Source organism: Candidatus Enterococcus leclercqii (genome assembly GCF_009933135.1).
Classification (GTDB): domain Bacteria; phylum Bacillota; class Bacilli; order Lactobacillales; family Enterococcaceae; genus Enterococcus_C; species Enterococcus_C leclercqii.
This window is the reverse complement of sequence record NZ_MAEH01000009.1, coordinates 75100-97323: the sequence shown is the minus strand read 5'-3', so window position 1 is coordinate 97323 and position 22224 is coordinate 75100. Positions and strand designations below refer to the sequence as shown.

At 45.3% G+C, this 22224-nt stretch carries 19 protein-coding genes; 16 read left to right on the top strand and 3 right to left on the bottom strand.

The features are described from left to right. Positions 1 to 50 precede the first annotated feature (50 nt). The 6 genes from BAU14_RS02715 to BAU14_RS02690 all read left to right on the top strand — a co-directional run bounded on the left by BAU14_RS02715 (position 51) and on the right by BAU14_RS02690 (position 8649). A complete protein-coding gene (locus BAU14_RS02715) occupies positions 51 to 1400 on the top strand; it encodes a family 20 glycosylhydrolase (protein WP_161898549.1) in 1350 nt (449 codons plus the stop codon). Positions 1401 to 1432: 32 nt separating this feature from the next. Then, entirely contained in the window at positions 1433 to 2836 is a 1404-nt protein-coding gene (locus tag BAU14_RS02710; RefSeq protein WP_161898548.1) for a sulfatase-like hydrolase/transferase, read from the top strand. Beyond that, positions 2833 to 4353, top strand: coding sequence for a sulfatase-like hydrolase/transferase (locus BAU14_RS02705; RefSeq protein ID WP_161898547.1), 1521 nt, complete (start codon positions 2833 to 2835; stop codon positions 4351 to 4353). The genes BAU14_RS02710 and BAU14_RS02705 overlap by 4 nt, the downstream gene beginning before the upstream one ends. Positions 4354 to 4454: 101 nt before the next feature. Continuing rightward, complete coding sequence (locus tag BAU14_RS02700) at positions 4455 to 5375, top strand: mechanosensitive ion channel family protein (protein ID WP_161898546.1); 921 nt, start codon at positions 4455 to 4457, stop codon at positions 5373 to 5375. A gap of 399 nt (positions 5376 to 5774) precedes the next feature. Beyond that, positions 5775 to 6701, top strand: coding sequence for an N-acetylmuramic acid 6-phosphate etherase (gene murQ, locus BAU14_RS02695; RefSeq protein WP_161898545.1), 927 nt, complete (start codon positions 5775 to 5777; stop codon positions 6699 to 6701). 13 nt (positions 6702 to 6714) lie between these two features. Then, complete coding sequence (locus tag BAU14_RS02690; protein WP_161898544.1) at positions 6715 to 8649, top strand: glucose PTS transporter subunit IIA; 1935 nt, start codon at positions 6715 to 6717, stop codon at positions 8647 to 8649. 106 nt (positions 8650 to 8755) lie between these two features. Here the strand turns inward: BAU14_RS02690 and BAU14_RS02685 are convergent, their stop codons facing one another. After that, positions 8756 to 10180 (bottom strand): glycoside hydrolase family 1 protein, encoded by a 1425-nt coding sequence (locus BAU14_RS02685; protein WP_161898543.1) that lies wholly within the window; start codon positions 10178 to 10180, stop codon positions 8756 to 8758. A 313-nt stretch (positions 10181 to 10493) separates the two neighbouring features. Between BAU14_RS02685 and BAU14_RS02680 the strand changes: the two genes are divergently transcribed. The 4 genes from BAU14_RS02680 to BAU14_RS02665 all read left to right on the top strand — a co-directional run bounded on the left by BAU14_RS02680 (position 10494) and on the right by BAU14_RS02665 (position 14245). Then, positions 10494 to 11789 carry a PTS sugar transporter subunit IIC gene (locus BAU14_RS02680; RefSeq protein ID WP_161898542.1) on the top strand — a complete coding sequence of 432 codons (1296 nt, stop codon included), beginning with the start codon at positions 10494 to 10496 and terminating at the stop codon, positions 11787 to 11789. 69 nt (positions 11790 to 11858) lie between these two features. Next, positions 11859 to 12158 carry a hypothetical protein gene (locus BAU14_RS02675; protein WP_161898541.1) on the top strand — a complete coding sequence of 100 codons (300 nt, stop codon included), beginning with the start codon at positions 11859 to 11861 and terminating at the stop codon, positions 12156 to 12158. Further along, the gene (locus BAU14_RS02670) at positions 12155 to 13069 is read left to right on the top strand and encodes an N-acetylglucosamine kinase (RefSeq protein WP_161898540.1); all 915 of its coding nucleotides are present in this window, start codon (positions 12155 to 12157) and stop codon (positions 13067 to 13069) included. The genes BAU14_RS02675 and BAU14_RS02670 overlap by 4 nt, the downstream gene beginning before the upstream one ends. A gap of 42 nt (positions 13070 to 13111) precedes the next feature. Then, entirely contained in the window at positions 13112 to 14245 is a 1134-nt protein-coding gene (locus BAU14_RS02665; RefSeq protein WP_161898539.1) for an anhydro-N-acetylmuramic acid kinase, read from the top strand. 149 nt (positions 14246 to 14394) lie between these two features. Here BAU14_RS02665 and BAU14_RS02660 read toward each other — a convergent pair whose 3' ends face one another. After that, the gene (locus BAU14_RS02660; protein WP_161898538.1) at positions 14395 to 15015 is read right to left on the bottom strand and encodes an FMN-dependent NADH-azoreductase; all 621 of its coding nucleotides are present in this window, start codon (positions 15013 to 15015) and stop codon (positions 14395 to 14397) included. Between the two features lie 225 nt (positions 15016 to 15240). On the opposite strand from BAU14_RS02660, the gene murQ (BAU14_RS02655) reads away from it, so the two are divergent. After that, complete coding sequence (gene murQ / locus BAU14_RS02655; protein WP_161898537.1) at positions 15241 to 16152, top strand: N-acetylmuramic acid 6-phosphate etherase; 912 nt, start codon at positions 15241 to 15243, stop codon at positions 16150 to 16152. A gap of 94 nt (positions 16153 to 16246) precedes the next feature. On the opposite strand, the gene BAU14_RS02650 is transcribed toward murQ (BAU14_RS02655), so the two are convergent. Next, entirely contained in the window at positions 16247 to 17098 is an 852-nt protein-coding gene (locus BAU14_RS02650) for a MurR/RpiR family transcriptional regulator (RefSeq protein WP_161898536.1), read from the bottom strand. Between the two features lie 273 nt (positions 17099 to 17371). Between BAU14_RS02650 and rpsO the strand changes: the two genes are divergently transcribed. The 5 genes from rpsO (at position 17372) to BAU14_RS02625 (ending at position 22220) form a co-directional block, all read left to right on the top strand. Beyond that, positions 17372 to 17641 (top strand): 30S ribosomal protein S15, encoded by a 270-nt coding sequence (gene rpsO, locus BAU14_RS02645; RefSeq protein WP_161898535.1) that lies wholly within the window; start codon positions 17372 to 17374, stop codon positions 17639 to 17641. A 249-nt stretch (positions 17642 to 17890) separates the two neighbouring features. Further along, entirely contained in the window at positions 17891 to 20011 is a 2121-nt protein-coding gene (pnp, locus tag BAU14_RS02640) for a polyribonucleotide nucleotidyltransferase (RefSeq protein ID WP_161898534.1), read from the top strand. Positions 20012 to 20261: 250 nt separating this feature from the next. Continuing rightward, positions 20262 to 21287, top strand: coding sequence for a helix-turn-helix domain-containing protein (locus BAU14_RS02635; protein ID WP_161898533.1), 1026 nt, complete (start codon positions 20262 to 20264; stop codon positions 21285 to 21287). A 177-nt stretch (positions 21288 to 21464) separates the two neighbouring features. Next, positions 21465 to 21803, top strand: a complete 339-nt coding sequence (locus BAU14_RS02630) for a hypothetical protein (RefSeq protein ID WP_237580394.1) — start codon at positions 21465 to 21467, stop codon at positions 21801 to 21803. Positions 21804 to 21818: 15 nt separating this feature from the next. Beyond that, a complete protein-coding gene (locus BAU14_RS02625; RefSeq protein ID WP_161898532.1) occupies positions 21819 to 22220 on the top strand; it encodes an acetyl-CoA carboxylase biotin carboxyl carrier protein subunit in 402 nt (133 codons plus the stop codon). Positions 22221 to 22224: the final 4 nt, after the last annotated feature.

Below are 22224 nucleotides of genomic sequence, written 5' to 3'. Positions count from 1 at the left end.
ACATATTTGGCAAACAGATTACTGGGACAAAATGAGTTGGAGGAAAAGTCATGCAAATCAACACTATAAAAGCCGACAATCGGACATTGGCGTGTGCCAAAGCGTTCAATCGGATTTGGCAGCGTTTTTACGACGAGGAACTACTCGTCTCTTCTGAAAAAGGGGAACTGCAGCTGTCAATTGCTCCTGAGTCTCCTAAAAGCAGCATCGAGGTGTTGGCAGACGGCACTGTCAAAATTACCGCTCCCGATGAAAAAGAATTGTTTAAGAGCAGCATGATTTTTCTACAAGAAGATGTTAGCGACAAGCTGCAAATCGGCAAAACCGAGATTGCTACCAGTACACAGGAAAAACTGTTGATGATAGATATCGGACGCAAATACTTTTCATTGGCAGCTTTGAAAGAACTAGTTGATCTGTTGGCACTCTTTAATTTCGATCAGCTGCAGCTGCATTTTTCAGAGAATGAAGGGTTTCGGATTGAATCTGAGCAATACCCGTGGCTGGCTTCCAAGGAACATTTGAGTAAAGGGGAAGTACGGGAGCTGATCCAGTATGCCCATGCCAAATATATTGAAATTATTCCCGACCTCGATACGCCAGGTCATCTGATGCATGCCTTGGCGGACAAGCCTGAATGGCGTCTGGACAAGCGCATGGCAGATGGCAGTATCCAAAAAGATCCCAAAGCATTGGATATTTTAAATCCGGAAGCAGTTGCTTTTATTCATTCCCTTTACCGAGAATACGGCGAGCTGTTTTGTGATTGTCGTTATTTCCATATTGGGGCTGACGAATTCGTTCCTTTTGACCAGCTTCACGATTACCCTACTTTGGAAAAATATGCGGCTGAAAAATATGGTTCAGCAGCTAGCGGGATTGAGGTCTTTATCGAATACGTCAACGAGACTATCGAATATGTGCGACAGTTGGGTTTTGTGCCACTGGTTTGGAATGACGGCTTTTATCGAGTGAATCGAACAGAAGGACTGCATCTTTCAAAAGACTGCGTGGTCAGCTACTGGACACGTTGGGATCGTAATATGGCACCGGTGGAAACTTTCTTGGAGCAAGGCTATACAGTAATCAATCACAATGACAATTATTTCTATTATGTTTTGGGGGAACACGCTTCTTATGATTATCCGACTTATGAAAAAATCATGGCGGATTGGCGCCCAGTGAATTTCCCGCAAAAACAAGTAATCCAACCGCAGCAGCTGAAACAATCAGCCGCCAATGCGATTGCGATTTGGAGTAACGTTGCCGCAGCCAAGAGTGAAAAAGAAGTCAACGAAGATATCTTCTACATTGCGGCAGCTTTGATGCAAAAAGCCGACGAGCGTACTCTTGGTGACAAAGAGACAATCACTAAGCTTTATGATAAATTTTTCAACTGACAATCTGATACAGAAGGAAGCTGACAATCGATATGAAGAAAAACGTTCTGTTTTTGCTGGCAGATGACCAGCGTTTTGATACAATCCACGCGTTGGGAAATGACGAAATCCAAACACCAAACCTGGATCGTTTAGTCGAAAACGGGGTAGCATTTGAGAATGCCTATATCCCCGGCGGAACCTCGGGAGCGGTTTGCATGCCTTCACGAGCGATGATGCACACCTCCAAGCACTTGTTTGAGCTGCAAGATTTAGGAGCGGTGATTCCAGATGAGCATGCCATTTTAGGAGAAGAGCTACAAAAAAATGATTATCAAACTGTCGGCATCGGCAAATGGCACAATGGTATCAAAGGGTACGGCCGGGCTTTTACCGATGGCGGAGAGATCTTTTTTGGCGGGATGTGGGACCACTGGAATGTACCGGTGAATGAATTTGATATTCATAAAGAATACCAGGATTGGAAAACCTTCACGCAAGATCCGTTTTCCACCAACCACACGATTCAAATGCCTGCCGATCACGTAACGATGGGCAAGCATTCCACGGATCTATTTGCCGATAAAATTATCGAAAAAATTCATGAAACGGCTGCTAATGATAAACCTTTCTTCATGTTCGGGGCTTTTTTGGCACCTCATGATCCAAGAACAATGCCTAAAGAATATCAAAACATGTATGATGCTGAAAACATCACTTTGCCGGAAAACTTCCTGCCAGAACATCCTTTTGAATTTGACGTGAAACGAGAGCGAGACGAAAGCTTGGAAGTCTACCCGCGGCCGGCCGCAAAAGTCAAACAACATATCGCTGACTATTACGCCATGATTAGCCACATTGATGCGCGTATCGGCACGATTTTAGATGCACTGGAAGCCACCGGACAATTAGAGGATACCTTGATTATCTTCAGTGGGGACAATGGTCTTTCTATTGGGCAACACGGGCTAATGGGCAAACAAAATCTGTATGAACACAGTATTCATGTGCCTCTGATTATGTCTGGGCCTGGTTTGCCAAAAGGAAAACGAATCACTGAGCGGGCACTGCTATTGGACATCATGCCGACGATCTTGGAATATACAGAAACACCAATTCCTGAAGGGCTATTTGGTCATAGCCTGTTGCCGGTTATTACGGAAAATGCCGGCGGGCGAGACACTATTTTCCTCAGCTTTACAGAAAAAATCCGTGGCCTGCTGCAAGGAAACTACAAACTGATCGAGTATGCGACTGATTTTGGACGCTACACGCAGCTGTTTGATTTGAAAACAGACCCTAAAGAAATGGATAATTTGGCTGAAAAACCAGAGTACGCTGAAAAATTGGCGGATATGCGGTCAGCCCTACTGGAACAAGCAGGCCAATTAGGGGACTTCGAATTTTCTCAAGGAAAAGCATACTGGCAAAAACGAGAGGAGTTAGAGGCAAAATGACCAAGCAACCAAATATTCTTTTCATTCTGACTGATCAGCAGCGAAAAGACACGTTATCAGCTTACGGGAATTTGCCCGTTGAAACACCAAATCTCGATGCGCTGGCTGACAGCAGTTTGACCTTTGACAATGCCTATGCTGTTTGTCCAATCTGCACACCGGCCCGAGCTTCAATGCAGACGGGACTGTATCCGATGCATCACGGCATGTTGACGAATTCTTACAACTACGGCACGATGGTTCAAGAATTGCCGGACACACCGGAGCTTTTGAGTCGCCGCTTGCAAACGGCAGGGTATCAGATTGGCTACACCGGCAAGTGGCATTTGGGTACCGGTGCCGAGGCTGTTCGTAACGATGGGTATATCCAGCAATACATGGGGGATATCCATTTTGCCGAATTGGCATTAGATGCCCGTTCGGTTCCTACGACAGTTGGCTACCAAGGGGATGATTTTCCTGGACATGGTTTTGGCGGCTATATCTATGATGAGTTGAAGGAATATGTTGCCAGTTTGGGCAAAGAAACCAAGATTGAACACATCATTTCCGGCAACTATACGTCCCATCAAGCAGGAGAGATTACTTCGGGCTTGGATACGACCATTGAGCATTTTCTGGTGGAACGCACGAAAAAATGGCTGACAGAGTTCAAAGAGCAGGAGGAGCCCTGGTATTTCCAATTGAATTTCTGGGGGCCACATGAGCCTTACTATGCACCGACGGAGTTTTTGGACCGTTACCGTGACATGCCGATTGAACCGTGGTCAAATTACGCCGGCGACAGCGACAATAAGCCGCGAATCCACGATGTCAAACGAGCCAACAACACGGATTGGGAAGAATTTGTTCCTTACATCCGGCATTATTATGCCAATATGAGCCACATTGATTATCAAATTGGTCGTTTGATCGACTTTTTGAAAGAACAAGATTTGTATGATAATACCCTCATCATTTTCAGCTCAGATCACGGGGAATCGCTAGGCATCCACAATGGTTTGTGTGACAAGGCAATCTTTATGTATGAAGAAATCACCAGTGTGCCGCTATTGCTTAAATTACCGGCGCCAGAAACTGCAGGAACCGCTGAACATCAGCAACCGCAACGGATTGCTGAGTTTGTTCAGACTTGTGATTTGTATTCTACGATTTTGAATGCCGCTGGACTACCGGAAGAAACGGTTTCCCGCGACGGGCGTTCACTGCTGCCGCTGATTAAAGAAGGAGCGATGGCTACCAAGTGGCGGGATTGTGTCGTAACGGAATGTTCCGGAATTGGCGCGGTCTTATTCTCGCAACGAGCTTTACGCTGGCAAAATTGGAAATACGTCTTCAATGCCGGCGATATTGACGAATTGTACGATTTGGCGGCAGACCCTGGAGAATTGCAAAATTTGATTGATGACAGTGATCAAAAAGATACATTGGAAGCATTGCGCCAAAAGTTGGAAGATTGGATGGAAGACCATCGTGACAATCTGATTTTTGAGTATCGCTACCTGCGTCGCCGTTGATTAGTAAACCGTTGCCGGAAATTGGGCAACGGTTTTTACTTGGCGAGAAGTAGGAGTTTGCGGTAGTCTGGAAATAAGGTCAGTAAAGCAGGAGGTAAGGAATGGACCAGCAGATTAGCAGCTTTTTTGATGGGATCTTCAAGGAGATTGTGGCGAATATTAAAGATCCTTCTGAATTTACTGGAAAACTAGCAATGACGTTGATCTTGGCAGTTTTCTGGTTTATCTGCGAGAGGTTGGTCAGTCATCTGGCACTTCAGCAGATGAAAGATATCAAAGCACTAAATGTATTTTTTAGCATTAGTCGCTTTTTGTTGCGACTACTGTTTGTTATAGGAGTCACTTGGATTTGGCTGAATGCACTGGATGCTTTGCTGATTTTGGTGCTGGTGGGGGCAATTTTTCTTGGCTTGTCGGTCAAAGGTTTGATTAGCAATATCGTCGGTTGGCTTTTAATCATAAATCGCCACCATTTTCGGGTCTATGACCGCATTGAAATCGACGACCTGAAAGGAGAAGTCTTATCGGTAAATCCGCTTTTTTTTACTCTAATGGAGTTGGGGAACTGGTATACTGCCGAAGCCCCCACTGGGCGTACCGTTAAATTTCCAAACAATATCATTTTGTCGAAAAAAGTGACCAATTATAATGAGCTGACCCCTTTTGTCTGGAAAGAGATTGGCTATCTTGTCACCTTTACCAGCGATTGGCAAAAGGCACATCAAATCATGTTACAAGTGACCGAAGAATATTATGAGGAGTTTCAGCGAACTTATTTCGCCGATCCACGTCAACGAGAAAAGTTTGAGATACAATTCCAACTGTTTGACGGTGAGCCAAGTCCGCAAAAAATCATCGATGTTCAGGAACAAGGAGTGGCATTGAAGATTCGCTATCCTGTTTGCTACACAGAAGGAACCAAAGTTGCCACCCAGCTCCATGAAAAAATTTTGACGGCTTTTGCTACTGAACGTGATATTGAAATGGCCGGTAACCGTCTATATATCTCAAGTGAAGACTAATTATGGTTTCTACCTCCTCATCGCAGGAGGTTTTTTTATTTTAAAAGAATGGTTTCAGGGCCTAATTTTGCGGTACATGATAATTATTTCAAGAAAAAGATTAGATAATAAAGAAAATATGACTAGTGTTCTACGTGATTTATATTGCAAGGTATCGTATATTTATTTTGAAGAGATAAAGCGTTTTCTCTCCTTCTAATAAACTATTTGAAGCCGCTGAAGCTAGGAAGGTTTTTTTGAAATAGTTATTTAATTATAGAATGTTTGTTTTTTTAATTCCCTGTTTCAGCAATAGATGTGGAGGTGGATAGTAAATAAGTTAGTTTCAAAAGGACCAAGGAAAGATACATCGTAACAAGGTGCGAGGACAGCACTGAAAAAAACACAAGGAGTGAAGTTATGGCAACAATCGATTTGGACAAACTGACGACAGAACGCAGAAATGAAGCCACGTTTGGATTGGATGAAATGTCAGTGGCAGAAGCCTGCCGCAAAATGAACTGGGAAGATCAACGAGTAGCGCTAGCGGTCAATGAAGCGCTGCCTGCTATTCAATGGGTCATTGAAGAAACAATCAAGGCCTTTAATAAAGGTGGCCGCTTAATCTATATGGGTGCAGGAACTAGCGGACGTTTAGGCGTGTTAGATGCTGCTGAATGTGTACCGACTTTTGGTGTCGAACCAGAAATGGTAGTGGGGTTAATTGCCGGTGGAAAAGCTGCAATGACTGTGGCTGTTGAAGGGGCTGAAGACTCCTACGAATTGGGACAACAAGACTTAAAAGATCTGCAGCTGAATGCCAATGATTTGGTGGTGGGCATCGCTGCTAGCGGCAGAACGCCGTATGTAATCGGGGGACTGAATTATGCCAATCAAATAGGCGCAGCGACAGCGACAATTTCCTGTAATACAGATGCTGAAATTTCCAAACACGCACATTTTCCTATCGAAGTTGATTGTGGCGCTGAATTTTTGACAGGTTCAACTCGGCTGAAATCTGGTTCGGCGCAAAAGCTGATCTTGAACATGATCTCAACTATTTCGATGATTGGGATTGGCAAAGTTTACAACAATTTGATGGTAGATGTGAAAGCTACCAATGAGAAGCTGGTGGAACGCAGCAAGCGAATCATCATGCAAGCAACAGAGGCAGACTATGAAACCGCAGCCCGCTATTTTGAAGCAGCAGATCAAAATGTGAAATTGGCGATTGTGATGCTGCTGACAAATTGTGAAAAAGAAACGGCAGCAGCTAAACTGACAGCAGCAGGCGGATTCGTGAAAAAAACCTTAGTAGGGGACTCGATTGCAGAAGCAATCATATAAGAGGAGTGAAAGCATGGCGAAAAACGAACTGACAATCGAACAGCTGGCTCAAGAAATCTACCAAGGAGCTGGCGGCATGGCAAACGTGGAGTCGGTAAACCATTGCATGACTCGTGTACGGATGTCCATTAACAATCATGAGAAGGTCAATAAAGAATATTTGCAAAAAATTCCCGGTGTTTTAGGAGTTGTCGATGACCAACAGCTGCAGGTGATTATCGGTCCTGGAAAAGTAAATAAGGTTGCTAAAGCAATGGCAGCCCAAGCCGGAGTCGCTTTGGGAGAAGCCATTGTTGTCGGTGATAGCGCTAGCGGCAAAGAAGCGCTGAATGCTAAAGCTGCTGAAATGAAGGCCGCTCAAAAAGCCAAACAAAAACAGTCACCGCTAAAAGCATTGCTAAAAGACATCTCTAATATTTTTGTACCGATGATTCCAGCCTTTGTTGGGGCGGGGCTAGTAGCGGGGATTGGCTCGATTATTGCCAATAATATCACGGCCGGTAATTTAGATGCAGCAACGTGGCAGCAATTTGTGGACTTATCGAATATTTTGAAAAATGGAATGTTCTCCTTTTTAGTGATTTATACTGGAGTGAACGCAGCGCAAGTCTTTGGAGCCACTCCGACATTAGGGGGAGTAATCGGGGGTGTCGTGACCTTGACCGGTATGCGTCCGGATGCCCCACTGACCAACTTATTCACAGGACAACCACTGGCAGCGCAACAAGGTGGAATCCTCGGTGTCATCTTTGCAGTTTGGCTGTTGGCGCAGATTGAGAAACGACTGCATGAAGTGGTGCCAGAAGCGGTGGACATCATTGTGACGCCGACATTGTGTCTGTTAGCAGTGGGACTGGCTGAAATCTTCTTCATTATGCCCCTTGCAGGATTTATCTCTAACGCACTAGTGGGTTCAATCAATTGGGTATTGGGAGTTGGCGGTGCCTTTGCCGGCTTTGTTCTGGGCGCAAGTTTCTTGCCGATGGTGATGTTCGGCTTGCATCAAATTTTAACGCCAATCCATGCGCAGATGATCGAAGCGACGGGTTCTACCCAACTGTTACCGATTTTAGCAATGGCTGGTGCCGGACAAGTGGGTGCCGCATTCGCATTGTGGATTCGTCTGCGTAAAAATAAAGAGTTGACTGAGATGATTAAAGGGGCATTACCGGTAGGAATCTTGGGAATCGGTGAACCGTTAATCTATGGTGTGACACTGCCGCTGGGACGTCCCTTCATCACTGCTTGTATCGGTGGCGGGATTGGTGGTGCAATCATTGGCGGGTTGGGCAATGTTGGGGCAACGGCTATCGGGCCTTCCGGTGTAGCATTAATTCCGCTGATTGGTGGCGGCCAATGGTGGGGTTACGTGTTGGGTCTTTTAGGTGCCTATGCCGGCGGGTTTGCGGCAACGCTGGCTTTTGGAATTCCAAAAGAATCGCTGGATACAGAACAACAAGAACAAGCAGTAGTGACAACCGCTATTTCCGGTACAGCCGCATTTCATAGTGTGGCTAACGGAATCATCAAACCAGTCACCGAGTGCAGCGATCAGGTATTTGCTGACAAGATGATGGGAGACGGTTACTTGATAATCCCAGAAGACGGGCGAATCTATGCGCCGGTGCGGGGCGTTGTTTCTAACATTTTCCCGACAAAGCATGCAATCGGAATCACCACAGAGAATGGGTTGGAAGTTCTGTTGCATATGGGACTCGATACAGTGGAATTAGCAGGAGAGCCCTTTGACCTGCAAGTAGCACAAGGACAAAGCGTCACCCCAGATACCTTGCTTGCCAAAGTTGATTTGGAGCTGATCCGCTCCAAGGGGAAAGCCACTGATATTTTGGTGCTGGTGACCAATATGGAAAAAGCCAGTCACAAAGGTTTGCACCGTAGCGGTCGTCACGATGCGAAGCAACCGGTGATGGTGTTTGAGACAGAATAAAATAAAAACCGCACCAAACTTCCGCTTTTTTGACGGAGGTTCGGTGCGGTTTTACTGTGTGTAGCTTCGAGCTCGAAGCTTATCACGGTAAGTTTACTGCCATTATTCAGCGATTTTGTTGTAAGAAATTACGATACCAGTGAAAGCTGTCTTTTTTATAGCGAGCGTAAGAGCCATTTCCGACATTATCAGCATCTACATAAATAACACCATAGCGTTTATCCATTTCACAGCTGCCGGCGGATACGATGTCGATGATTCCCCAAGCCATGTACGCGCGCAGGTCGACACCTTCTGCCGCAGCTTGCTTGATAGCAGCGAAATGCTTGGCAAAATAGTCGATACGGTAGTCATCATGGATTTTTCCATCAGCAGTCAGCTGGTCGTGGGCGCCAAAACCATTTTCCGAAATAATCACCGGTTTGTTATAACGATCATAGACTTTATGCAGGGTGGTCTGTAACCCGGTTGGATCAATCTGCCAGCCCCAATCACTAGCTTTCAGGTAAGGATTTTTGTGAGTCGCTACCAAGTTGCCTGCTTGTTGCTGCCCACTTTCCTCTGTAGTTACAATGCTAGAAGAATAATAAGAAAAAGAAACGAAATCACAAGTGTAGGCTGCTAATAGTTCCAAATCTTCCGTTGTTTCAGCCAGATCAACTTGATGTTGAGCAAAAAAACGTTTCATATAATAAGGATAGTAGCCTTTTGACAAGACATCCATGCAGAACCATTGATTGATCTGCTCGTCCAAAACCAACTTCAGATTATCCTCTGGCTTAGGTGTCAGTGGATAGTAACAGAAACAGGCGATCATACTGCCAAATTGTCCTTTGATGCCCAATTGGCGCCCTAGTTGGATTGTCTTTGCGCTGGCGACAAACTGGTGATGGAGGGCGCGGAAAATCTGGTTATAATCGTAACTGCCATCTTCTTTTCGCAACACCCCTAACCCATTGAAGGGGCTGAAATAACCGGCGTTGATTTCATTGAAAGGTAACCAATAATCCACTAGATCACCCCAGTGCTCCAGTACTGTACGAGCAAAACGTAAGTAGTGCAGGATGGTTTTTCGATTTGTCCATCCACCTTGAGACAAGACCAACTCGACTGGCAGTGCGTAGTGATTCATCGTCACAAAAATTTTGATTCCTGCACGGTTCAGGCGGCGAAAAATATGGTCATAATAGGCAATGCCTTCGAGATCCGGTGTTTCTTCGGTACCAGTTGGAAAGAGGCGGCTCCAACTGATAGATAACCGGTAAATCTGTAATCCCAGTTCTTCCAATAAGTCCAAGTCTTCATCGGTGTGTTCGATTCCTTGGGCGCCTCGACGAAACGGATAGTTACTGTCGCTATCTGGTGTCAAAGCAGATAGCACGTTGTCTCTTGTCAATAAACGAGTGGCAGTGGTTGCCACGCTGGTTCGTGGCAAGTAAGGACGCACATCTTGTGTATCCAAGCCTTTACGAGTCCCCCAGCCTTCATATTGACTGGCTGAGGTGGCCCCGCCCCATAAGATATTCTGCATGATTGTTCCCCTCTCTTTTTAAGTATCAATGTTGGCAATATCTTCAAGCCGAAAAAAAGTTTCACTATTACGTGGAGCAGCCTGAAATAAAAAAGAGACTGCTGATTCGGTAAGGTATCCCCTTTATATGTATCAATTATAGAGTTATAGAAATAAAAAATCAATTTTATATTTTTACTATTGAAATTTCATTTCATGAAAGCTATAATAGCACTGTAAATGAAAGCGAACCCAAAAAGGGGCGCCTTCGTACAAATCAAACCGGTCAAATTTGTTATCGATAGGGCCGGTCCAACCAAGAGGAGGAAGAAACATGATTAAAAAGATAACGGATTTCGTGGAGCTGCATCTTGCAGGGCCTATGGAAAAACTTGGGAGACAACGTCACTTACGAGCGATCCGAGATGGGATCGTTGCTACTTTGCCATTGATTATTGTCAGTTCATTCTTTATGATCGTTGCATTCCCGCCAATCCCACAAGACTGGGGTTTGTATAAGTTTTTGTCGGCCAATGCTACGACAATCTTGTTGCCTTATCGCATGACCATGTACATCATGAGTCTGTATGCGGCCTTTGGTATCGGTCACAGCTTGGCCCGCTCTTATAAACTGGATGCACTTTCTGGTGGGATCTTAGCTACGATTGCCTTTTTGCTGACGTTTACTCCCGTAAATATCCCAGCAGAAGCAGCGGATGCCGCAGGTGTTTCAGGATTTGTTCTGCCGATGACTTACCTTGGCGGTGGTGGGATGTTTGTTTGTATCATCACTGCGATTTTAGCGGTAGAAATTTTCCGTTTGACAGACAAATCCAAGTTTAAAATCACAATGCCAGAACAGGTTCCACCGTCAGTTGCCCGTTCCTTTGAAGCCCTGACACCAACAATCGTCGTAATCTTAGGCATGGCGACCATCACTTATTTCTTGAAATTTGACTGGCATACCTTTATTGCCAAACTGATTTCTCCAGTAGTCACTGCTGCTGACTCACTGCCTTCTGTCTTGTTGCTGGTATTCTTGATTACCTTCTTCTGGAGCTTCGGGATCCACGGTGTGTCCATTATCGGTTCGATTGCTCGTCCCTTGTGGTTGCAGTTATTAGAAGGCAACACTACCGCTTTGGCAGATGGCAAGGCATTACCAAATATTGCCGCTGAACCTTTCTTCCAATGGTTTATCTGGGTTGGAGGATCAGGTTGTACGATTGGTTTAGCAATTTTACTGGCGTTTTACTGTAAATCACAATATGCTTCTAAGCTGGGCAAGACTGCATTGGTTCCGTCAATCTTTAATATCAATGAACCTATCATCTTCGGTACACCGATTGTATTGAATCCGGTTTTGATTATTCCATTTATTGTGGCACCAATGATTTCAGCAACGATTGCTTGGTTCTGTACGCAAGCGGGCTTAGTCAATAAAGTAACGGTAACTGCACCTTGGACATTGCCTGGGCCGATTGGTGCATACCTGGCTTGTGGGGGTGACTGGCGAGCAGCTGTTCTGAATGTATTGCTAATCATCTTATCAGTCATCATTTACTTCCCATTTGTGGTAATGTATGACAAAGAGCAATTAGAAAAAGAAAAAGGCGAGATCCCGGCTTAAAAGGTGATCCGTAGCAGCCGGAGACAGCGAGTGCTGTTTTCCGGCTTTTTTTAAAGAAAGAGGTATGTCATGGAACTATTGCTGAAATTCGCATTTGTATTTGCCGGTCTGGCAGTCATCTTGGCCGCCTATTTTGCTGTAGATAAATTCGCTAAAACCGTATTTGCTCGCTGGCATTGGCGGTGGGCACTGGTGGCGCTGTTGGTAATTTTTATTCCTTATGCAATCCCGGGGACGCCTTTTTGGGCACTTTGGCTTAGCTATGGATTGTGCCTGTTTTTTGGGGTGGTCTTTTTTGAACAAAATCGCCGTAAAAAGCAGCAGCGGGAACAAAAAACGACGCAGTCCACTAATGGAGGTCCCAAATGACGGCTTTTATTTTAAGTGGCGATTGCGGCGGGACCAAGTCTACTTTTGTTACTTTGGATGAAGAGACAGGTAGCCTTAGAAAAACGGTGACACTGGGACCAGCTAATGTAATTGCTGATCCTGTTGGGAGCATCGAAGTTATCAAGTCAGGGGTATTGAGGTTGCTGGCAGAAGAAAACCAGCCTTGTGCCGGTATCGTCCTGGGGATTGCCGGTCTGGCAACTGCGGGGATTCAAGAGGCACTAAGCCGAGAATTAGCGGTAGTTGATGGGCCGATTTACCTAATTGATGATGCCTTGTTAGCATTGTATGGCAAACTGGCGGGAAAAGACGGTGTTCTCTTGATCGCAGGAACTGGTTCGATTGCCTACGCCCGCTATCAAGGAAGTTTTACTCGGGCAGGCGGCTTTGGACATCTTTTAGGGGATGAAGGCAGCGGTTATTGGATTGGAAAGCAGGGCTTTTTGCAGGTCTGTAAAGCTGCCGATTCTCCACATAAATTCTTTGGGTTGGCAAATGAGCTGATGGTAAAAGAAAATAGTGCAGACCCTTATGAGGTAATCCGTAAGTTTTACACCTTGAGTAAAGCAGAAATTGCGGCCTACGCTCCTCTTGTAGCAAATTCAGCCACTGCAGAAGCAGAGGCGATTTTGCGCCAAGCAGCAGAATACTTGGCGCAGCTGGTTTTAAATTTGCAAGAAAAGGCGGGTCTTCCAGAGGGATTGCCGTTGGTGTTTTCAGGTTCGGTGTTAACAAAAAATCCCGTTGTGAGACAAAGAGTGGCAGAATTATTAGGTACAACTTTTGATACGTTACCAGTCACAGAAGAGGGTATCTTGCAAGGGGCATTTCATTATTTTAATGAACAGAAGCTAAAAAAGACGGACTCTGGCAAAAAGGATTTGAAATAGTTTTTGTAAAAACATCGATAAAGATGGAAAGGAAGTCATAGGATGGTATTGGCAGTAGGAATCATGAGTGGCACATCGTTAGACGGGATTGACACCGCATTGGTAGAGATTGACGGCGTTTTGGAAAATATGACAGTAACATTGGTGGATTTTGCTACCATGGATTATCCAGAAGGACTGTTACAAGAGATAAGACGCGGCTTGGAGTCGCAGCAGTTGTCTATGCAACAGGTTTCAAATCTGAATTTTCGCTTGGCTGAGGCTTATAAGGAAGCTGTTTGCCAACTCTGTCAGAAAAACGGAGTAGTACCTGCTGACTTAGCCTATGTTGCTTCTCATGGACAAACGATGTTTCATCAACCAGTGACAGAAGGCGTGTATGGGCCTTCGACACTGCAACTAGGGGATGCAGCGATATTGGCACAGGGCTTAGGCTGCCGGGTTGTCTCAAATTTTCGTGAAGCGGATTTGGCTGTGGGTGGACAAGGGGCACCGATTGTTCCTTTTGCTGATTTTTATTGCTACCGATCTGCCGATAAAGATCGCATCTTGCAAAATATCGGTGGCATTGGCAATTTGACTTGGATCAAAAAAGGCGGAAAGCTGTCTGATTTAGTCGCTTTTGATACTGGTCCCGGCAATATGGTCATCAACGAGCTGACTCGTCATTTTTACAATGAAGCCTACGATCACAATGGCGCCCATGCAGCTTGTGGTCAGGTGAAAGTATCGTTGGTAGAGAAATGGTTGAAACTGCCGTATTTTAGCCTACCCTATCCTAAAACGACTGGTCGAGAGCTTTTTGGAAAGCCGTTTGTGGATCAAATTCTACAAGAAACAGCTGACATTTCCCCAGAAGATGTGATTGCTTCTGCTACGATGCTGACAGCACAATCAATCACAAAAGCAGCTGCTCAGTTGACGAAAAATTCCTGTGAACTAATCGTAGCCGGCGGAGGGGCCTACAATCCGGTTTTGATGGAGATGATCCGGCAAACCGCTTCGAAAAATATGAATGTGTTGACTCAAGAGGAGTTAGGCTTTTCATCAGATGCCAAAGAAGCTGTGGCAATGGTCATCTTGGCCCAACATACCCTGCACCGATTGCCAAACAATGTTCCGAGTGCTACCGGTGCCACCAGAGAAGTAATTTTGGGACGCATCACAGAAATTTGATGACAGAGGTCAGTTGTACGAAAAAATACCAAACGCCAACTATCCCGCCCAGTATTCTCAGCTGAAAGAAGCTGAGGGTGAGTAGCTAGTTTTCGTTTGGTATTCAGCAGTAGTGCAAGATGGAAGCAGCCGACAAAATTTTTAAGTAATTAAAATGTCTGGGCCAATTCACGAGCATTGGCAGAAGCCGCAGATAGGATCATTTCCGCTTGTTCGGGATGATGATCGATGCCTTCGATGAACAGTTGATCCACTTCTTCAATGCCGACAAACTGCAACACTTGTTTGACATACTGAGAAGAAAAGTCTTTGCCGTTGAAGGTTCCGCCGTTGGATTGGATGTGGAGGGCTTTTTTACCCAATGCCATACCTACAGAGCCATTTTCGGTGTAACGGAAGGTTTTTCCTGCTACACAGATGGTATCAAACCAGGATTTCAGCCGGCTAGGAATATTCAAGTTCCAAAGCGCATTGGTGATTACGACTTTATCGGCAGCCAAAAATTGTTGCGTCGCCTGATCAAAAGCTGTCAATTTTTCTTGTTGGCTTTCTGACAAGGATTGGAAAGCATCACCTTGTCGCAGTTGCTGCCAGGCCAGCAAAATTTCACCGTCGATTTCAGGAATAGTCTGTTCATAAAGATCGACGCAAGTTATCGTATCTTGGGGATTTGCCCGTTGATAATCTTCCAAAAATTCTTCAAAAATACGGACAGAACGGGAAGATTCTCTGGTCATTGGGTGGGCTTTGATTGCTAAGAGTTGGCTCATGTTCAGTCTCCTTTATGGTTACATATGAATCTGGCAATCATCTTAAAATAACTACTTAAATATGACAAGATTTGTGCTTGTCTACTTTTTCACTTATTTGTGAAATGTAAATTCATATAAAAGTTTAAAATAAAGAAATTTTATTGCGAAGAAGTTGCTTTTTTTGTATCATAAATTAAGAAGCTGAAAAAAGCAGAGACTGCGATGAATAATAGGAGGTCCACGATGAAAGCAATCGACTTGGACAAATTAACCACTGAAAGACGCAACAATGACACCTTTGATTTGGATCAAATGACTGTCGCTGAAGCATTGGGAAAAATGAATCGAGAAGACCATAAAGTAGCAGAAGCCGTAAAAAAACAACTACCTGCTATTCAGCCGGTGATTGAAGCCGCTGTTGCTGCCTTTGAAAAAGGAGGACGCCTTATTTATATAGGAGCTGGAACCAGTGGGCGGCTGGGTGTATTGGATGCCGCCGAATGTGTGCCAACATTTGGTGTTGATCCAGGACTAGTCATTGGCTTGATTGCTGGTGGACAAGAAGCGATGACAGTTGCCGTTGAAGGGGCAGAAGATGATCCTGACTTAGGCAAAACTGACCTGCAGAAACTCGCGTTGACTGCAAAAGATCTGGTAATCGGAATTGCTGCCAGCGGTCGAACACCGTATGTCATCGGTGGTTTGGATTATGCCACTCAAATCGGCGCGACCACTGCGTCAATCGCTTGCAATCCAGAAGCTGAGATTTCACAGCACGCCACTTTTCCTGTGGAGGTAGACTGTGGGCCGGAATTTCTTACCGGATCGACACGACTGAAGGCTGGCAGTGCACAAAAGATGATCCTGAACATGATCTCTACAATCGCTATGATTGGAATCGGAAAAGTATACAATAATTTGATGGTAGATGTGCGACCAACGAATGAAAAACTAATCGAACGCAGCAAGCGAATCATCATGGAAGCTACTGATGCAGACTACGACACAGCGGCTATTTATTTTGAAGAAGCTGATAAAAACGTCAAACTGGCTATCGTTATGCTTTTGACGGGAGCACCAAAAGCAGAAGCAAAACGCCGCCTGCAAGCAGCAAAAGGTTTTGTGCGCAAAGCAACGGAAAACGAGGAAGGGTAGGCAAAAAGCTGCCCAGTAAGTAAAAAAGCCGCGGCAACCGATTTTACGAGTTGCTGTGGCTTTTTTATTGAAACTATTTTTCATGGGGTGAATTCTACAAGTACGTTTCTCGATAGTCCTGCACACTTTGATAAGAGCGGTGGATCCGTTGGGCATTTTTTTGATCTTTGCCGATGTAGATATAAAACAATAAATCAATGGCCAAAAGATGAGCAATGATTGAGTTGGTGGCGGCACTGCGCAAATCGGATTCCTTGCCGCGGGAAACTTGCAGCGAGACGTCACCTAATTTACTAAGCGGATTGTGACCTAAGCGAGTCAGGGTGATGACTGGGATGCCCAGTTTCTTTGCAGTTTCCCCCAAATGTAAGATTTCGGGAGTAACACCAGTGTTGGAAATCAACCAGAGTAAGGAGTTGTCGCCGGCATTTACCAACTGGGGCAAAAGAGCGTTGTAGTCGTTTTCCACCGTCACGGGCTTTCCTAATCGACTCCACTTCTGGCGGATATCGACAGCCACCAACTCGGAAGCACCGACGCCGGCTACAAATAAGCGTTCTTTGCTGCGAATCAGCTGAATTGCCGCTAGTAATTCTTCTTCTTGCAGGATGTCAGATGTTTCCTTCACGGTAACCTGGGCATTGCGGGAAAACAATCGTTTCAGCTCATCAACAGAAGCCTCGGGATCCAAATCGGCGTAGCCTTTCCCGAGAGCGGGTTGTTGGTTGTCGACTGAAAGCTGCATTTTGAAGTCGGCCAAGCTTTGAAAACCAACTTTTTTCGCAAAACGAACCACGGTGGGGGCACTAATCTTAGCTGCTTGTCCCAACTGTTCAGCAGTCATTGAAGGAACTTTGTCTGCGTGGGTTTTGATGTATGCAAACAGACTAGCTTCTGCCGTGGAAAGTTCACCTTGCATGCTTTCAATGCGACTCAAGACACTCATGTATGTTCTCCCTTTCAAAAACAAGAAATTTTTAAGAAATTCGATCCCTTTGCTGCCAATCCTTTGGGCAACAAGATCACCTACAGTATAACATATTCAAAGCTTTTTCCACCGCCGCTAAATGCCCTGCTTCTATTGAAAAACACTTGCCTTTTCGGTAGGTTTCCGGTAAAGTATTAGCTGTGTGCAGAACACACCAACTGCTGCTTGGTTTGACGATTCACCAACGTGATACTCAGCTGCAGGGGACAAACAGAGAAAGAGGTGAAAAAAATGGCAATTTCAAAAGAACGCAAAAACGAAATCATCAAACAATTCGCACGTTCTGAAGGAGATACTGGTTCTCCAGAAGTTCAAATCGCTGTTTTGACTGAAGAGATCAACGAACTGAATGCGCATATCCGTGTTCACAAGAAAGATCACCACTCACAACGTGGTTTGATGAAGAAAGTCGGTCATCGTCGTAACTTGTTGGCATACTTGCGTAACAAAGACGTGGCTCGCTACCGCGAATTGATCCAAGCTTTGGGATTACGTCGTTAATTATGAGAAGAGCGAGGTTCACATTGAATCTCGCTCTTCTTTGTATGGTTTAACAGGCCAAAAGCAGTAAGGTGAAGCTGCAAACGGCCACATCACAGCCTGTGACAGGCGGTGTATTCAACTACTAACCAAAGAAAAGCAGTCAATCCCTGCGAGAGACAAAAAAACTCCGGGAACAATGGCTGAGATTCGCTGTTTTTCTTTGTTTAGTAGCGAAGGCCCGCTAGTCACAGAGAAACGGAGCATAAGATGACGAAACAAGTATTTGAAACGACCTGGGGCGGACGCCCGCTGAAAGTTGAAATCGGCCAAATGGCAAAACAAGCCAATGGCGCAGTTTTGGTTCGTTACGGCGACACTGTCGTATTGAGTGCGGCAGTCGCCTCAAAAGAAGCCAAAGACTTTGACTTCTTCCCTTTGACGATCAACTATGAAGAAAAAATGTATGCTGTCGGTAAGATTCCTGGTGGCTTCATCAAACGAGAAGGCCGTCCATCCACTGATGCGACATTGACTGCTCGTCTGATTGACCGCCCAATCCGCCCAATGTTTGCGGAAGGTTTCCGTAATGAAGTCCAAGTCACTAACATTGTTATGAGTGTGGAACAAGACTGCTCACCAGCGATGGCAGCAATGTTGGGTTCTTCATTGGCATTGTCGATTTCTGACATTCCATTTGACGGGCCAATTGCAGGTGTCGAAGTGGGTCGGGTCAATGGCGAATACGTCTTGAACCCAACTGTTGCCCAAAGTGAAGAAACAGATATCGACTTGACAGTAGCTGGAACCAAGCACGCCATCAACATGGTGGAATCCGGCGCGAAAGAAGTTTCTGAAGATGATATGCTAGGCGCATTGCTCTTTGGTTTTGATGCGATCAAAGAACTGGTTGCCTTCCAAGAAGAAATCGTTGCTGCTGTTGGCAAACCCAAGATGGAAATCAAGTTGTTGCAAGTCGATGCAGACTTGAAAAAAGACGTCTATGACCAATATTACTCTGTTATGAAAACAGCCGTCATGACTGAAGAAAAACTTGCCCGTGAAGACGAGATTGAAAAGGTTAAAGAGATTGTTAAAGAGGTTTACGGCGAAAAATTTGCTGAAGATGAAAACAGTGACCAGATTGCCAAAGAGCTGAAACAAATTGCTGAAGATCTGGAAAAAGATGTGGTTCGGGAACTGATCACTATCGACAAAATCCGCCCTGATGGCCGTAAATTGGATGAAATCCGTCCGTTGGCTTCAGAAGTTGGCTTACTGCCACGGGTACACGGTTCCGGCTTGTTCACACGGGGACAAACACAGGCTTTGTCAGCTTGTACGTTGGCGCCTTTGGGTGAACACCAGATTATTGACGGGTTGGGTGTGGAAGATTCCAAACGGTTCATCCACCACTACAACTTCCCACAATTTTCTGTTGGGTCTACCGGTCGTGCCGGCTCTCCCGGACGTCGTGAAATCGGGCATGGTGCCTTGGGTGAACGGGCATTGTTCCAAGTCATCCCGGATGAAACTGAATTTCCTTACACCATTCGTCTGGTAGCAGAAGTCTTGGAATCAAATGGTTCTTCTTCACAAGCGTCAATCTGTGCTGGTACGTTAGCATTGATGGATGCCGGTGTACCAATCAAAGCGCCAGTCGCCGGGATTGCGATGGGCCTGGTTTCTGATGGGGAAAACTACACCATCTTGACAGATATCCAAGGGCTGGAAGATCACTTGGGCGACATGGACTTTAAAGTAGCTGGTACCCGCGATGGGATCACTGCGTTGCAAATGGACATCAAGATTCAAGGAATCACTGAACAGATTTTGACAGAAGCTTTGGCACAAGCTAAAAAAGCTCGTTTTGAAATCTTGGAACAGTTGCAATCTACATTGGCAGAACCTCGTAAAGAGTTGAGCCCTTACGCACCGAAGATTGAAATGATCCAAATCGACCCTGAGAAGATCAAAGTCGTGATCGGTAAAGGCGGCGAAACTATCAATGGAATCATTGATGAAACTGGCGTGAAGATCGACATCGATCAAGAGGGTAAAGTTTCCATCGCTTCATCTGATGCTGAAGCAATTCAAAAAGCAATCAAGATCATCGAAGAACTCACAAAAGAAATCAAAGTCGGCGAAGTTTACTTAGGTAAAGTTGTCCGGATTGAAAAATTTGGCGCCTTTGTCAACTTGACCAAAGGCAAAGATGGCTTGGTTCATATTTCCCAATTGGCCAACGAACGGGTTAACAAAGTCGAAGATGTTGTAAAATTGGGCGATGAAGTCTTGGTGAAAGTGACTGAGATTGATCGTCAAGGTCGAATCAACTTGTCACGCAAAGTCTTGTTGAAAGATGACACACAAGAAGCACCGAAAGCTTAAATGAGAAACGAGACTGGGACAATCCTCCAGTCACCGGCCTCCAAAGCTTACACTACCCAATATGAGCCTCAAAAAGCCAAGTCACTTCCATTAAAAACAGTGGAAGCGACTTGGCTTTTTATTGTTCGGCCAAGATAGGCGCTTTTCTCGTGCTACGAATCGGTATTATCCCCCTTTGCTTTTAGGGTAAAAAGGTTTTGGGGAAAACGATTGCTGCGAAATAGAGTACATTTTCAGTGAGGTGAAGAAAATGTATGAACTGCTTTTGGAAAAGGAAGAGAGATTGTTTTTTGCATTGTATCAACAGTTGAAACGGCAGAACTACAGCAACATAGATGACCTTTGCCTACATTTAGGCGTGACGGCGCCGACACTTTTACAAGGTGTGCGCAATTTTCAAATCAAGGGCTATCATTTGAAGTTGGGCATGGATATCGTCAAAGACGGCCGACGCTTATATTTACTGACTCGAAGGGAGTTTAGTGAACGGCGGCTGTTCACCTGCCTATTAGAAAAGAGTATCGGACTGGAATTGTTGCTGGAAATGTGGCGTCATCCCAGCTGCAGCGCTCCAGAACTGGCGAAAAAGACCTACCATAGCTGCCAGACTGTCCGACGGCGGTTACGAGGGCTGGAGGCGTTGTTAGCGTGTTATAATCTGCGCATCGTTTTAGAAAAACGCCCCATGTTGCAAGGTGCCGAGGCTCAGATTCGCTTTTTTTACCTGCATGTACATATTTTGTTAGAAGAACCCCTTTATCGCAGCGAGGTAAGCGAAGTTTGGGGGCGAATTGTTTCATTATCAGAAGAGCGACTCGCACGGCGATTTCGAGTGAAGAAGGCCTGGTTCAATCGACAATACGTCAATAAAACGTTAGGCTTGGCGGATTATTGTCTGAATGAGCGAGGGTATCGCTTTTTATGGCAACAGCTATTAGGGTTGGAGCCTATCTGGCTAAAGAAACCATTTTGTGAAGTACTCAGTCAGTATTTCAAATTTGATGATAAGCTGGCTAAAAAGCAAGCGGGGATCAGCAGGGATCTCTATCGTTTGCATTTGATGGCACATCTTTTTCATGGTGATCTAACCGTTTCCTTTACCCGCGAGCAGGTCTTGGATACAGCGGCAAAACGATTGGAGCGATTGTTTCGTGACAAACTCCCGGGTTATCCACAATTGTTGGCTAAGCATCCGGAGCTGCCGCTATGTTATGAGATGATCTTACGACGGTACCGATTGGAAGAAGCGGAGTCTCCGCTGACGATTGTGATTTAAGAATAAGCAAAAAGCCACAGAGCTGTGTGAAATCATGGGCATCTTGCACAGCTCTTTTTATTTGCAGTAACAGAAAATAACTACTGGTTGTTCAAGACTTTTTTTGGCAGGTAAGGTAGAATAATAAGTATAACAAGTGACAGTCTAAGTGTAACCGTTACCAAAGGAGGAAGTGCCATGGGATTGTTCCAACGGCTGTTCGGTAAAAAGAACACGATGCCGGAAATTTCAGAAGAACAGCCTTCAGTTCTCAAGCAACCAGTGATTGAAGAGGAATTGTCTGGTTGGGTGGAAGTTCCATTTTATGTGGATGCCCCTGACGTGGAAAAAGAGCTGGTGACAGTGATTGCTACAGCGATTGCTGCCGGCGATCAATCGACTAGTGAATTTCGAGTGAAAAAGATTCAAGCAAAGAATCCGGAGGCGCAACTGGTCAGTCTGATTGCTGCGGGAATTGCTGCCGGAGACCAACCGGAAACAAGATTAGCTGTGAAAAAAATTTATAAACGACCGTAGATGGGGGAGACACATATGTTACGAAAATTTAAAATCACGATTGATGGAAAAGAATACCTGGTTGAGATGGAAGAAATCGGTGGCGTACCACAACCTACAGCACCGGCACCCGCAACAGCACCTGTAGCGCCGGCACAACCGGCCCCGGCCCCTGCTGCTGAAGCAACACCCGCGCCGACGCCCGCGCCAGCTGCTGGTGGGACGGATGATGCCATGGGAGCACCGATGCCAGGAACGCTGTTGAAGATTTTGGTAAATGTAGGGGACAGTGTCAAAGAAAATCAGCCGGTGATGGTTTTGGAAGCAATGAAGATGGAAAACGAAATCGTTGCCCCACATGATGGCACCGTGACTGGCATTCATGTCAGCCAGGGAGATATAGTCAATCCCGGACAGCCACTGCTGACTATTTCATAGAAAA

Coding starts and splice junctions, on each gene's coding strand:
- BAU14_RS02715 (WP_161898549.1), top strand. CDS start 51: ATGCAAATCAACACTATAAAAGCCGACAATCGGACATTGGCGTGTGCC.
- BAU14_RS02710 (WP_161898548.1), top strand. CDS start 1,433: ATGAAGAAAAACGTTCTGTTTTTGCTGGCAGATGACCAGCGTTTTGAT.
- BAU14_RS02705 (WP_161898547.1), top strand. CDS start 2,833: ATGACCAAGCAACCAAATATTCTTTTCATTCTGACTGATCAGCAGCGA.
- BAU14_RS02700 (WP_161898546.1), top strand. CDS start 4,455: ATGGACCAGCAGATTAGCAGCTTTTTTGATGGGATCTTCAAGGAGATT.
- murQ (WP_161898545.1), top strand. CDS start 5,775: ATGGCAACAATCGATTTGGACAAACTGACGACAGAACGCAGAAATGAA.
- BAU14_RS02690 (WP_161898544.1), top strand. CDS start 6,715: ATGGCGAAAAACGAACTGACAATCGAACAGCTGGCTCAAGAAATCTAC.
- BAU14_RS02685 (WP_161898543.1), bottom strand. CDS start 10,180: ATGCAGAATATCTTATGGGGCGGGGCCACCTCAGCCAGTCAATATGAA.
- BAU14_RS02680 (WP_161898542.1), top strand. CDS start 10,494: ATGATTAAAAAGATAACGGATTTCGTGGAGCTGCATCTTGCAGGGCCT.
- BAU14_RS02675 (WP_161898541.1), top strand. CDS start 11,859: ATGGAACTATTGCTGAAATTCGCATTTGTATTTGCCGGTCTGGCAGTC.
- BAU14_RS02670 (WP_161898540.1), top strand. CDS start 12,155: ATGACGGCTTTTATTTTAAGTGGCGATTGCGGCGGGACCAAGTCTACT.
- BAU14_RS02665 (WP_161898539.1), top strand. CDS start 13,112: ATGGTATTGGCAGTAGGAATCATGAGTGGCACATCGTTAGACGGGATT.
- BAU14_RS02660 (WP_161898538.1), bottom strand. CDS start 15,015: ATGAGCCAACTCTTAGCAATCAAAGCCCACCCAATGACCAGAGAATCT.
- murQ (WP_161898537.1), top strand. CDS start 15,241: ATGAAAGCAATCGACTTGGACAAATTAACCACTGAAAGACGCAACAAT.
- BAU14_RS02650 (WP_161898536.1), bottom strand. CDS start 17,098: ATGAGTGTCTTGAGTCGCATTGAAAGCATGCAAGGTGAACTTTCCACG.
- rpsO (WP_161898535.1), top strand. CDS start 17,372: ATGGCAATTTCAAAAGAACGCAAAAACGAAATCATCAAACAATTCGCA.
- pnp (WP_161898534.1), top strand. CDS start 17,891: ATGACGAAACAAGTATTTGAAACGACCTGGGGCGGACGCCCGCTGAAA.
- BAU14_RS02635 (WP_161898533.1), top strand. CDS start 20,262: ATGTATGAACTGCTTTTGGAAAAGGAAGAGAGATTGTTTTTTGCATTG.
- BAU14_RS02630 (WP_237580394.1), top strand. CDS start 21,465: ATGGGATTGTTCCAACGGCTGTTCGGTAAAAAGAACACGATGCCGGAA.
- BAU14_RS02625 (WP_161898532.1), top strand. CDS start 21,819: ATGTTACGAAAATTTAAAATCACGATTGATGGAAAAGAATACCTGGTT.